Origin of the sequence: Halorubrum ezzemoulense, assembly GCF_004126515.1 — an archaeon.
Classification (GTDB): Archaea; Halobacteriota; Halobacteria; order Halobacteriales; family Haloferacaceae; genus Halorubrum; species Halorubrum ezzemoulense.
This window is the reverse complement of sequence record NZ_CP034940.1, coordinates 1338906-1351339: the sequence shown is the minus strand read 5'-3', so window position 1 is coordinate 1351339 and position 12434 is coordinate 1338906. Positions and strand designations below refer to the sequence as shown.

The window sequence follows — 12434 nt, the reverse complement described above, 5'->3', positions numbered from 1 at the left end:
TCACATGTACCCCAAGTCTTCCAGCTGTTCTCTGACGGCCTCGCTGTCGGCGTCGTCGCGCTCCTCAAATACTCGCCCCTCCGGCCGGTGGTCGACTCGGTCGAGTTCCATCTCGATAGCGCCGCGAACGTCTGTGACGCTGTCGATATCGGCTACCAGCCGCTCGTCGGTTGCGGCGACCATCGCCTCGTGGGTGTGGACACCGTCCTGTAGGCCGTGGTCGCTGACGAGCAGGAGTTCGTCGTCCTTGCCCAGGTCGGACCGGACGTCGCCGACGAGCTCGTCCAGTTCGTCGTAGGCCGCCCGCTGGAGGCCGGGCTGGTCGTAGGCGACGTGACCGACGAGGTCGAGCCCACTCGTGTAGGCAAAGACCAGTTCTGACTCGCGGCTCCGGAGCCCGCGGCGGGCCCGCGCGAGCCGTATCATCACCATCTCCAGACACTGTTCGTAGAACGCGAGCGGGTCCGCGGAGGTGTGGCCGCCGCGGGCGTCGGGGTCCCGCTGGAACAGTTCCCCCATCTGCTGGCGGAGCTCGTGTTCGCGGTCGGTCTCGTCCGGGTCCACGACGTAGTTCGGAACCCCGATAGCTGTCGCTTCGCGTCCGTCGAAGACGGTCCCGATTCCGTTCTCCTCATAGTACGTCATCGGTGTGCGGAAGGCGTCGGCCGTCGTATTCGTCAGGAGCCACGCGCCGATGCGGGTCTGTAGTGTGTCTGGCAACACCACGTCGGCGATTCGACTCCCGATATCGAGCAGAGGGTTTCCCCAGGCGATGCCGTCCTCGGATAGCGTGAGGCCGTGTTCCGGCGGCGTGAGCCCGGTGATAATCGTCGGCCAGAGCTCGTGAGTACTGGGCTCGCCCTCCAAGCTATCTATCGTGTTGATGGAGCGGTCGGCGGCGAGCGCGAGATTGGGGTGCTCTGCCCGGTCAACCAGATCAGGGTCGAGGGCGTCGAGTCCCAGAACGATGAAAACCATTCGTACGGGGATTGAACCTCCAAGTTAATTAATCTCTTTTGGAGTGAGTGTCACCGAGCGGTTCTCAGGCCCCGATTACGGTCCGAACTTTGCCCCGGATGCGGCCGGAGAGCCCGAGAAGCGCTACCCCGTAGGCACCTGCACCGACAAGAACAAGACCGAGAGTGACCGGGAGTGTTGTCGGCAGCCGTGGCACAGCCAGCCACAGCACCCCCACCATCAGGCCGCTCGCAACCAGTTCGTACCCCAGTTCAGCGACTGGGATATCTATCGTCCCGAAAAGTCTCTCGAACGCGAGCCAGGCGTATACGAGGTGAACGACTGTCGACAGCAAGGTTGCAGCGGCGGCGCCATACCAGCCAAACTGCCAGACGAGGACGAAGTTCAGCACGATGTTTGTGGTGAGGAACGTGGCGTTGATTCGAAAGGCTATCTCCGGGTGGTCCAGACCGTTGATGGCCGTCAACAGCTGCTGTCCGAACCCGTAACACGTCCGGGCAGCGATGAGGATAACTAGGATCAGTCCACCGGCGGCGAATTCGCTTGCGTACACTTCGAGAATACGGTCACCGATGACGAGCGCTCCGAAAAGACCCGGGATCAAAAATATGCCGGCAAACACGAGCGCGTCACTGAGAAGCGACTTCGCGCGTCCATACATCTCTTCGCTGCCGAGTTCGCTTAGCTCTGGGAAGAGCGTCATCCCTATCGACTTACTTGCCAGTGACAGAAACGACGCCATTGTCCAAGATGCCTGGTAGATACCGACGAAGTCGTTGGCGACGAACAGGCCGAGAACAAGCACATCCATCCAGTTGAGCGCAAGGCCTTCGAGATTTCCCAACCAGGAGTACTGCGCGAATTGACGGAGCTCCCGGAAGTCGCTGTGTGCTGGAAGCCGAAGCCTGTCGCGCAGGAGTATAATCCCGAGGGCAGAGAACGCGGCGAGCGACAGTATGTGGCCGTATACGAGCCCGATGACCATCGCACCGCCAACGGCGAAGCTGACCTGGCCGGCCAGCCGGAGCAGCTGCTCGCTGGTGCCGAGCCAGCCTGAGACCGCGACCCGCTTGTCCCCGACGAACCCACTTTTGACAGTATCGAACGTTATATTAACTACCACGAGCAGGACCAGCAGGGCTGCCACGTTCGCGTCGGCATAGTCATTCACGAGACCGTCAAACAGCAAGACAACAATGCCCACTGCGAGCCCGTACACAACCGAGACGAGAAGGCCCGCAGAGAAGTGCCCCGTTCGCTCGTTCGATTCAGACATCCGCTTCGAGATGGCCGTTTTGATGCTGTTGCTCGGCAGTTTAAGCCAGAACACCAGGGCAATAACTTGCGAGTAGATGCCGAGCCCGCCGGCACCGAAGTACCGTGCGGCAAACAGTGTTGTCCCGAAACCGGCCAGCGATCGGACCACCTGCGCAAGAAAGTGGAGGACAGCAGTTCGATCGCGTCGCATCATGTTGAAGGAAATCCGCGTCCCCGATAACTGGTTCGATATACCCACTGGGCAGTCTCGACGGACAGGACAGCAGCTAGCGCAAGTAACCCAGATCGGAGAGTCGCTCCTCTACGTTGTCTTCCATCTCCCGGTCGGCCGACGTCCCGAGCCGGACACCTTCACTGTGGAACTCGTCGAACACCGGCGCTACGACGCCGTCATCGGTATCGGCCAGCTTTACTGGATTTTGCGGATCGGTTACATCGATCGTGACGGCGGCGTCCCCTCGACGGGCGTATTTGATGACAGCGTCGCCGACGGTCCGATACACCGCTCGCCAGGGGCCGAAGTATTTTGACCGTTCGTCCTCGGGAAGCGCCAGTTCGTCTCCGGGCGGAACAATGCGAAACGTCGAGCTGACAACGTCTCCGTCGGGAACGAACCCATCGGCGACGGCAGCCTCGGCGTCCCCGTCGACGACGTCCTCGACAACAGAGGGGAACTCCGTTAGCGAGGCGGGCCGACGGACCCTGCGGCCCGAGTCGCCACCCGGCGGCCGAACGAGCAGCGGGACGTGGGTGAGCACTTCGTCAATTCCCCAGCTGTGGTGTCGGAGGCGGACCGACGGGTCGAGCGCGCTCTGCTCGCCGAGCCCTTCGCCGTGATCGCTGGTGATTACCAGCAATGTATTGTCGAGCAGTCCCACGTCTTCGAGAGCTTCAACGAGCTGTTCGATTGCCGCGTCGGCCTGTCTGATCGTCCCATCGTAGAGTGGCTCCATAGCGGACAAGTGGCGCCAGAATGCGTCAGTGAATGGGTCCGGAACAGAGCCGGACTCAACAGCCGCTCTCGCCTCGCGGGCGTCGCTGTCACTCCACGTGTCGAACTCCGAATTCGGCGCGAAGGGAGTGTGCGTGTCCATGAGATTGAGACACGCGGCCCAGGGACCGCTGCGCGTCTCGATCCAGTCGAGCAGGTCCCCGATGTACACCGAGGCGTTCTCGCTTTCCGGGTTCTGTGAACCGCCTCTGGACTCAAGTTTCTTGTACACACCGTTGAGAACTGACCTGACTGGGGCTTCGTGGGTCAGTGCCGTCTGCAGATACTCCATAACTGAAATGTCGCCTTGTACGTCAAGCGGTGAGAGCCCGGTGTCAAACAGACGAAAATTAGCCCGTTTTGGGCCGACACAAGTGTCGAACGTCTGGCCGAGGTTGGACGTCTGTGTCACGATGACGTTTGCGGTGAATATTCCCGTGTCGTAGTCGTAACCCTTCGAAAGGCGCCGCCATATCGTGGCATCTGGTTTGACGAACGACTTGTGTTCAGTGATCTCGTGTTGCTCTGTGTGGTATCCGGTGAAGATGCTAGTGTGACTGGAGATGCTGTGGATACTCGGTGCCTTGGCGTGTTCGTAGACGACAGACTCGTCGGCCAGAGAGCGAAGAAAGGGCGTAGTCTCCCGACTGTACCCATGAAGGCCACAGTTTCGCGCGCGGGCACTGTCGAGAACGACAAGGAAAATATTCGGTGGGGCCATGCTCAACGCTGATGTTGTTCGCAACCGCAATTATATCATCCGGTTCGGTGAGCCACCACGCGCATCGGCTAGGGCTCAGTACGTCTCGGCAGCCTCTCCGTACACACGAAGGTGGGTCTGGAGGGCACTCTCAAGTGTCAGTTCCATCTCGGCGAGCGTGTCGAAGCCGCGCTGGACCTGGGCCTCGTAGTCCTCCTTGTCGGAGCACAGCTCTTGAACCGCCACCAGTACCGACGCCGCTGTTCGTTCGTCAGCCCAGACATACGTCCCCCGGTCTTGGAACAGGTCGACAATATCGCCCCCAGCGGTCGTCACCATTGGTGTGCCACAGGCGATCGATTCGAGGCCGACGTTCGACGTGTTGTCGTCGCACCGCGGCGCAACGGTCACGTCGGCCAGATTGTAGTACTCCGGCGTCGTCTTGTTATCGACGAATCCTTCGAAGGAGATGTTCTGTCGTCCCTTGAACCGGTCTGACAGCGGCCCGTCACCGACGACGATGTACCGGATACTGTCGTCGCCGGCCGTCTGTAATGCCATCTCATCGACGATACCCGCACCCTGCTCCTCAGTGAGTTTCCCCACATAGAGTATGACAAGCTGGTCCGTGTCGATGCCGCGGTCTACACGGAGCTGCCGACATCGGTCGGCTTCGTACGGGTAGAACAAGTCCCGGTCGATTGTCGCGGTACAGATCTCCGTGTCGTAGCCGAACACATCCCATCGCTTGTCTCCCTCATGGACCTTCATTTTCGTGTCTATCGCGAGCAACCGACCGAATGCTCTGTGGAACACCGAGGACTGCAGTCCCGGACCGACCCCGCCAATGAGCGGCCCGTGGTAGACCAGACGCACAAACAGGACCTGATAGGTGTTGATTGGGACGTGCACAACGTCGGCATCGGAGAAGGCCTGCTTCGCAGTCCAGAGTAGGTCAGCGGGGTCGCCAATCGAGACCGTGTGGACCTCGGCGGGACCCCGAATTTTCTCAGGCTCGTTCGTGAGAACAGTCACGTCATGAGGACTCCGCTCAGCGACAGCGTTTATGATATCAGCGGCTCGGGTGCGCGGACCAGTACCCGAGAGGCGATAGCAGAAGTATCCGATCTCCATGTAGTACTCTGCCTGAAGGCGGTGTAAGTGTTTTTCTCTTCAGTCTATCAGTTGGCGAACGACGCCAGAATCGCCAGGTACCGCTCTGTCGCCGCCTCGAAGGAGTACTCGCTGTCGATGAGCGAGCGCCCGCTCGCGCTGATATCGGCCAGTGGCTCCTCGTTCAGAATCCACGTGATCTGGGCCTGTAGCTGCGCCGGCTCCCGCGAGTCGATATGGTACCCAGTCTCGCCGTCACGGACGACGTCTGGCACGCCGGAGACTGGCGAAGCGAGCACCGGTGTCCCGCAAGCAAGCGCCTCGAGTATTGTCGTCGGGAGCCCTTCGGTTGGCTGGGACGGCATCACCAGCAGAGCGAGGTCGTTCAGCTGCGCCGGAACCGCGTTGTGGTCCACCCAGCCGGTCAACTCGACCGTCCCTTCGGCTCGCTCCGCCTCCAACTCTGTCTCGAGCCACTCGCGGAGGTCGCCGTCACCGATGAACCGGAACATCACGTCATCGGGGAGTTCACGGGCTACGGCAGCTAGTTCACGGATGCCCTTCTCCTCGTCGAGGCGACCCAGGAAGCCGACAACGCGGTCGCGCTCCTCGTACGGCCGTGTTACGCTGAACTCCTCAGTCCGGACATAGCGCGCGCCACTGGGATACACGTTCGGTGCCTCTGGGTGGAGCGAAAGCTGGCGGGCCATTTCAGGGGTATAGGTGACGACGCCGTCAGCCACCGCGAATCCGGCACGTTCGAGCGCGCGGACGAGGTCGGACAGCAGCCTTGCGAGCGCCCCGGGCATCCGCGGTTCCCAGTTGAGCCGCAGGGTTAGCGGGACGTCCCCGCGTGGTTCGACCAGCACTGTCTTGCCGAGCAGTCGGGCGGCGACGATAGGCAGGAGATACGAGGTGGCGCCGTAGAACAACACCACCGACTCGTCGCGGTCGGCGAGCACGCGACACATTCGGAGCTGGTTCAGCGCGAACCGGGCAGCGGCGACGGAAACGGAGGCGCCTGCACCCTTCCTAGTTAGCTCGACGACCTCACGCCGATCACGTATCTCCGAATCCGCTGGGAGATCAGCCGTGACCAGCGCCACGCTGGTTATCGCTGCGAGGATATCCAGCAGACTCCGGGTCGCGTTCTCGCCGGCGGCGGCAAGCGGATGCGTGACGACACAGACGTCCGGGAGGTTCTCGTCCGACATTTTACCCCCACACCGTGACACCGTAGAGATAGCCCGCACCGACGACGCCGGTCAGTACGAACAGGGCAAACAGTTGTAGACAGCCGGCTACGGACGGCGACCGGACGAGATCGCCGACCCGTCCGGGAACCGAGTCAAACAGCAGTTGCCGGAGGAAGGCCGACTCGTCGCCGGTCGATTCGGGGGCCAGTACGTCCATTCCTCGCTTCGAATACCCCTGCCAGAACGCCCGGTCGACTAACCACCGGAACTCCGTCCGGTACTCGAACACCTTGTGTGCCACTTCGGCCTTCGGATCGTACCACACGCCCTGCCCGTACGCCTCTCGCATCCGTGCGCACAGCTCCGTCTCCCCACCCTGAAGATTCTTATCACCCTTCCGCCCGCCAATTTCGACGTCGAACCCGCCCAAATCCGCGAACACGTCCGCGCGAAACGAGATGTTCGAGCCGAAGGTGTTCCGGACCTCTCCTGGTCCGTCCGCGAAGCCGCGATGCGTCACGCCGACCAGCCAGTAGAACTCCTCAGGGAGAAACGAGGGCTTCCCCGCGACCCATTCGGGGGTCATCTTCCCGCCGGCCGCGATCGCGTCCTCCTCCTCGTAGGCGCGGACCAGTCGCTCCGTCCACGCCTCGTCCGCGACCGCGTCGTCGTCGATGAATGCGACCACATCCCCCGACGCCAACTCCGCGCCGCGGTTCCGACTCGCCAGTAGCCCCACGTTCTCGTCGTTACACGTGACCACTGTGTCCTCGCGGTCGCCGTAGTCCTCGGCGACGCGCTCGTACACCTGAGGCGTCCCGTCGACGACCACGACGAGCTCGACGTCGTCGTGGGTCTGCGCGAGGACGCTGTCGGCGGCCTCGCGGAAATGCTCGTACATGTCGAGTGTGTACGTACAGACGACGACCGAGACCTTCACACCGAGACGCTTTCGACCCGTGTGCTTAGAGTTTCCGCCTCGCGTCGCAAGCGGGCGCCCATTCGCGGGCGGGTACCCCCAAGAACGTCCAGCGGGCGCGGATATATGACAAGCCTTATGCGCGTTTTGCCAGTTCCATGCGGTAATGAGCGACTCGAACGATCCGCCGGACGCATCGGACCCGTCCCCGTCCGATCTCCTCGCGCGGTGGTACCACGTTCCCCTCCTCCTCGGGGTGGTCGCGTTCATGCTGTGGACGCGACTACGCTCGTACGGGAATTTCATCCGGAACGGTGAGGTGTACTTCCGCGGCAACGACGCGTGGTATCACCTCCGCACGACGAACTACCTCCTTAAAAACTGGCCGAGCACGCTTCCGTACGACGTCTGGACCGGCTTCCCGTTCGGGACCAACGCCGGCCAGTTCGGTACCCTCTGGGACCACATCATGGCCGTCGGGGTCTGGATCGCCCGGCCGATCATGGGCAGTACGGAAGAAGTCATGCTCGTCATGGCGCCTATCACCGGCGCGCTCGTCGCGGTCCCGACGTACTTCACCGCGCGGCGGTTCGTCGACCGCGTGCCCGCACTCGCGGGGGCAGCGACACTGGCGCTGTTCTCGGGGACCTTCCTCCGCTACACGCTCGTCGGCTTCCCCGACCACAGCGCGGCGGAGGTCCTCTTCCAGAGTACCGCCGTCCTCGCGTTCCTCGTCGCGCTCGGCGTGGCGGAACGCGAGAAGCCGGTGTGGGAGTTCGTGGTCGATCGGGACTGGGACGCGCTTCGCAAACCGGTTGCCTACGCCGCCGCGGCCGGCGTCGCACTCGGCCTCTACATGTGGACGTGGCAGCCAGGCATTCTGATGGTTGGCTTCACGGGTATCTTCCTCGCCGTTAAGCTCACCAGCGACACGTATCACGGGAAGAGCCCGGAGCCAGTCGCGTTCGCCGGCGCGGTCGCGATGACTGTCGCGGGCCTGATGCAGGTGATCCCGCTCGACACGTTCCGGTTCGCACCGAGTGAGTACTCGCTGCTCCAGATCGTCGTGCCGCTCGTTGTCGCGCTCGGCGCCGTCTTCCTCGCGTGGCTCGCCCGTCAGTGGGAAGCCCGCGACCTCGACGCAGACACTTATCCTGCAGCAGTCGGTGGCCTCATACTCGCGTCCGCCGGCGTCGTCTGGCTCGCCATCCCGTCGCTCTGGTCAACAATTATCGGAAACCTCCTCAACACCGTCGCCTTCTCCGCGAGCGCCGGTGCTCGCACTATCGGCGAGGCGCAACCACCGCTCCAAGACGCTTCTTTCGCCGACTTCGTCCTCTCACAGTATGGCCTCGCCTTCTTCCTCGCTCTCGCTGCGGTCCTCTACATCCTCGCGCGCCCGCTGTACCGCTCCGACGACATCAACCACACCCTCTACATCCCGACCGGGCTCGCAGTTGTCGGCACCGTCTACGCCGTCCCACAGGCGTACAGTGCCATCGGCGGGATCGTCGGCGTCGACTGGCAGGTGATCGGCCTGCTCATCGCCGCCGCGTTCCTCGTCGGCGCGACCTTCCTCGTCGAGTACGACGCCGAGGAGCTGTACTTCGTCGTGTGGGCGGCGTTTATCGGGAGCGCCGCGTTCACGCAGGGCCGCTTCAACTACTACTTCGCGGTCATCGTCGCGGTCGGCACGGCGTACTTCCTCCAAGTAACTCTCGACGCCTTAGATCTCACGTCGCTCGACGCGGTCCGAGAGATCGAAGGGTGGCAGATACTGACCGTCGCCGCCGTCCTCGCCGTCCTCCTCGTGCCGCTCGTCGGCGTCGCCACGCCGGTCTGGCAGGCCGGCAACTCCAGCCAGCCGGGCAGCGTCGTCCAGTGGGACGAGAGCCTCCAGTGGATGAACGACGAGACGCCGCAGCCGGGCGAACTCGAGGGCGCGAACAACCCGATGGAGCTGTACGGCACCTACGAGCGCCCGGCTGACGGCGACTTCGAGTACACCGAGGGCGCGTACGGCGTCCAGTCGTGGTGGGACTACGGCCACTGGATCACCACCCGCGCCGAGCGCATCCCGAACGCCAACCCGTTCCAGCAGAACGCGGGCGAAGCCGCCGACTACCTGCTCGCGCCGAGCGAGGAAGAGGCCGCGGAGGTGCTCGCGAGCCAGAGCACCGAGGGCAACGACACCCGCTACGTGATGGTCGACTGGCAGATGGCGTCGCCGAACTCCAAGTTCAACGCGCCGGTCACGTTCTACAGCGGTAACGAGACGGTGCGCGACTTCAACGAACTGCTCTACCAGCGCGTCGAGGGCGCACAGGGCCAACAAGGCGGGCTCCGTCCAGCACTCCAGGTTCGCACCCAGCGCTACCACGAGAGCCAGATGATCCGGCTCTACCAGCACTACGGCAGCGCGGTCGAGCCGGACCCGGTCGTGCTCGACTACGAACGTCAGACCGCACAGACCCAGTCCGGCGAGCAGGTCGATATCAAGGTCCTGCCGAGCGAAGGACAGCCGGTCCAGCGGTTCGATAACCTCTCTGCCGCGCGGTCATACGTCGAGGAAGACGGCTCGGCGCAGATCGGCGGCGTGATGGGCGTCCCGACGGACCGCATCGACGCACTCGAACACTACCGGTTGGTCCACGCCACGCAGGCGCCGGGTCGGTCTCCGTACGCCCAGCAGGCGCAGATACTCGCCCAGCGGTTCGGCGTCGACCTCCGGGCGACGTTCGGTCAGTCGCTGTTCGGCGCGTTCAGCGACGACTTCGTCAAGACGTTCGAGCGGGTGCCGGGCGCGACCGTCGAGGGATCGGGCGCGGCCCCCGGTCAGGAGGTCGAGGCGACGGTCGAACTCGAGAAGCCGAACGGACAGACGTTCGAGTACACGCAGTACGCGACCGCGGACGACGACGGGAACTTCGAGTTCACGCTCCCGTACTCGACGACGGGGTACGACGAGTTCGGCCCCGAGAACGGGTACACGAACACGAGCGTCCGCGCGACCGGCCCGTACAATGTCACCACCGAGCGAACGACCGGCGACGACCTCTACACTACACAGCGCGTCGGCCAAGTCGAGGTGACCGAGGGCCAAGTCGTCGGCGCCGACGACGCCGCAGCCACCGTCGAACTCGAAGAGCAAATCGTGGACTGTCCGAGCGGCGACGCCGACTGCCCGGTCGGCGGCGGGAGTGACGGCGGCGGCTCGACGAACTCGACCGACGCGGGATCCCCGCTCGGCGCCGAGCCGACCGCGGCGACGACCGCGAGCGGACTGGTCGCCCCCACCGAGCCCGCGGCCGCCTGATCTCGGGTCTTTCATTACGGACGCTCCGCTTTTTATCGTACGAATGGCCGGACTCCGCGACTGGGCGACGCTGTATCTGAAGGGCGTGGCGATGGGCAGCGCCGACGCCGTCCCGGGCGTCTCCGGCGGCACCATCGCCCTGATCGTCGGGATCTACGAGCGCCTGATCGCGGCGGTCACCGCGGTCGACCCCGAGCGGGCGCGCCGCGTGCTCGCGGGCGTGCGGCCCGGACGCCGCGCCGACGCTCGGGCCGCGTTCCGGGAGGTCGACGGCGCCTTCCTCCTCGTGCTGGGGGGTGGGATCGGGACCGCGGTCGTGACCGTGTTGAGCGCGGTGAACCGCCTGCTCGCCACGCAACCGGTGGCGACGTACGGCTTCTTCTTCGGGCTGATCGCGGCGAGCGCCGCGGTGTTGCTCGGCGATGTCAACCTCTCGACGCCGCGCCGGAAGTCCGCCGCAGTCGCCGGGTTCGCGCTCGCGTTCCTCGCGTCGGGCGTCGCCGCGACCGCGCTCGGGAGCTCGCTGCCGGTCGTCTTCGTCGCCGGGGCGGTCGCGGTCAGCGCGATGGTGCTGCCGGGGATCTCGGGTTCGCTGCTGCTTATCGTCCTCGGCCAGTACGAGTACATGTCCGGCGTCGTGTCTCGATTCGTCGACGGCGCGGGCGCGCTCGCGCTCGGAAACGGGGGAGACGCGCTCGTCGAGACGCTGCCGCCGGTGGCGGCGTTCCTGCTCGGCGGCGTCGGCGGGCTCTTCACGATCGCACACGCCGTCCGATACGCGCTGGCCCGGGCGCGGGCCGCGACGCTCGCCTTCCTCGTGAGCCTGATCGTCGGGGCGCTGCGCGCGCCGCTCGTGGAGGTGTCCGCCCGGCTGGCCGAGAGCGGCGAGTCGTGGCGGGCGGCGGCCCCGCGGTTCGCGCTGGCGGCGCTCGTCGGTGCCGGGCTCGTGGCCGTTCTGAATCGTTACTCCGCGGCGATCGAGTACTGAGCGGCGGGTCCGGTCGCGGCCAAGAAGGGAAAGCGGGTCACAGCTAGTCTGCCGTCACCAACCACCCCCAAATGGGTGGCCTTGTCGGTGGCCCCGGTTCTGGCCGACCTTACAGAGAACAGAGGAGAGAGCCCACAACAGTCGTGGAGGAAGTCAAGCTGGTTCGGTCCAGAACCGAGTGATCGGAACACCGATGACATCGTCGTAGCCGTCGTCGGCACCGACCAACAGCACCCCGCTGACGTGGGCTGCTGTCCCGAGCGCAAAAGCATCACCGAGTGCTGGCGAGTAGCGGAATTTGAAGTCGGCTGCTCGCGCCCATGTCTGTTCGGTGTCGATGCGACGGATGCCACTTTCCTCGAGGACGTCGACGACGGCATCAGCCCGGTCCTCGCCGTCGATTGCCCGCACGATATAGTGGACCTCGGCAAGATTGATCGCCGAGATGTAACCGTCTGCTGCGCCTTCAATGGCGTCAACGTACGTCTCGACGGTGTCGCTCCCTGGTTCGTTACAAAAACACGCGATTAGTGGTTCAGCGTCGAAGACGATCGTTTCGGGAATCTCAGCGCAGTCCGTCGTCACCCTCGTCGTCACCGGCGTAGCGCTGTCGCAACTCTTCTTCACAGTAGTAGCAAGGCGGATGCCCACCGGCTTTAGCCCTGTCTCTTACCCACAAGTTCACTGAGTCCCAAACAGACGTTTCAGACGCTGTCGAACCCAATCTATTCTCGGAAGATCGAGGTGAGGAGTGATTCGGACGGTGATATCGACAGTGGGGGTTGCTGAATGTGGTAAGCGAGATCAGCAAAATCGTCCCATAGAAGTGTTAAATCTGTAGATATCGAGGCTTCGGTCGGATTTATTGACCGCAACAACGACTCGATTTGTGGGTAAGAGACAGGGCTTTAGCCGTGGGAGGAAGCCGACAAACAGAGCACCAAACCACACTGCG

At 63.7% G+C, this 12434-nt stretch carries 9 protein-coding genes; 2 read left to right on the top strand and 7 right to left on the bottom strand.

What is annotated here, in order from left to right:
- The 6 genes from EO776_RS06765 to aglG all read right to left on the bottom strand — a co-directional run bounded on the left by EO776_RS06765 (position 1) and on the right by aglG (position 7196).
- The gene (locus EO776_RS06765) at positions 1 to 978 is read right to left on the bottom strand and encodes an alkaline phosphatase family protein (protein ID WP_129452375.1); all 978 of its coding nucleotides are present in this window, start codon (positions 976 to 978) and stop codon (positions 1 to 3) included.
- A gap of 64 nt (positions 979 to 1042) precedes the next feature.
- The gene (locus tag EO776_RS06760) at positions 1043 to 2449 is read right to left on the bottom strand and encodes an oligosaccharide flippase family protein (protein ID WP_100050443.1); all 1407 of its coding nucleotides are present in this window, start codon (positions 2447 to 2449) and stop codon (positions 1043 to 1045) included.
- 73 nt (positions 2450 to 2522) lie between these two features.
- Positions 2523 to 3968 (bottom strand): sulfatase-like hydrolase/transferase, encoded by a 1446-nt coding sequence (locus EO776_RS06755; RefSeq protein WP_100050442.1) that lies wholly within the window; start codon positions 3966 to 3968, stop codon positions 2523 to 2525.
- A gap of 75 nt (positions 3969 to 4043) precedes the next feature.
- Positions 4044 to 4982: a glycosyltransferase family 4 protein gene (locus EO776_RS06750; RefSeq protein ID WP_199237907.1), complete on the bottom strand. Its 939-nt coding sequence runs from the start codon at positions 4980 to 4982 to the stop codon at positions 4044 to 4046.
- A 146-nt stretch (positions 4983 to 5128) separates the two neighbouring features.
- Positions 5129 to 6274, bottom strand: coding sequence for a glycosyltransferase family 4 protein (locus EO776_RS06745; protein WP_100050440.1), 1146 nt, complete (start codon positions 6272 to 6274; stop codon positions 5129 to 5131).
- A 1-nt stretch (position 6275) separates the two neighbouring features.
- Complete coding sequence (gene aglG, locus EO776_RS06740) at positions 6276 to 7196, bottom strand: glucosyl-dolichyl phosphate glucuronosyltransferase (RefSeq protein WP_100050439.1); 921 nt, start codon at positions 7194 to 7196, stop codon at positions 6276 to 6278.
- 145 nt (positions 7197 to 7341) lie between these two features.
- On the opposite strand from aglG, the gene EO776_RS06735 reads away from it, so the two are divergent.
- Together EO776_RS06735 and EO776_RS06730 are read left to right on the top strand one after the other, a co-directional pair.
- Entirely contained in the window at positions 7342 to 10491 is a 3150-nt protein-coding gene (locus tag EO776_RS06735) for an oligosaccharyl transferase, archaeosortase A system-associated (RefSeq protein WP_100050438.1), read from the top strand.
- 43 nt (positions 10492 to 10534) lie between these two features.
- Entirely contained in the window at positions 10535 to 11479 is a 945-nt protein-coding gene (locus EO776_RS06730; RefSeq protein ID WP_094521233.1) for a DUF368 domain-containing protein, read from the top strand.
- A 153-nt stretch (positions 11480 to 11632) separates the two neighbouring features.
- On the opposite strand, the gene EO776_RS06725 is transcribed toward EO776_RS06730, so the two are convergent.
- Positions 11633 to 12130, bottom strand: a complete 498-nt coding sequence (locus EO776_RS06725; protein ID WP_246041501.1) for a PIN domain-containing protein — start codon at positions 12128 to 12130, stop codon at positions 11633 to 11635.
- Positions 12131 to 12434 lie beyond the last annotated feature (304 nt).